The 454-nt window shown below is 42.1% G+C and carries 1 protein-coding gene; it reads left to right on the top strand.

Features of this window, described 5'->3' with window-relative positions; all coding sequences use genetic code 11:
- Positions 1 to 454 (top strand): hypothetical protein (locus KDM89_RS19750; RefSeq protein ID WP_212689594.1); only part of this gene is annotated, 454 nt, incomplete at both ends.

The following is a 454-nucleotide window of genomic DNA, read 5'->3' as shown; positions in this document are numbered from 1 at the left end:
ACAAAAAAATGAACCAGATTGAGTCTAAATTTTCTCAGGAATTCCAGCGTACTGATTTCAACAAAATCCTCGATCCGCAAAATCTGGTATCACGCACCGCGCTGGAGCAAGCACAACTGAATCTGCTGACAGCAGAAAGCATTATCGATCAGCGCGCTCCGCTCATAGAGAAATTACAGAAAAATTATTTTGAAGATTTAAATAATATCCCGATGCCCGCCAACGAGAAGCAGCTTATGCGGGCACAAAATGAACGTGAGGCAATGATTAGCATAGAAAATTCCATGAAATTAATGGAATTGACCGGGAAGTCGATAGAGCTGCGTAAGCAGCTGTTGAATCTCTGTCAGGAAAACCTGGGGAAAATTAAATTCGAAAATCAGAAGCTGATTTTTGCTGACGAGGTGGCTTTATCTCGCTACAACCAACTGGTCGCGCAACTCAATCAAAATCT

The sequence above is a fragment of the Cognatundibacterium luofuense genome (genome assembly GCF_018139685.1).
Taxonomy (GTDB): Bacteria; Pseudomonadota; Gammaproteobacteria; order Burkholderiales; family Burkholderiaceae_D; genus Undibacterium; species Undibacterium luofuense.
The sequence above is the reverse complement of the archived record's forward strand: the minus strand, read 5'-3'. Positions and strand labels throughout refer to the sequence as shown.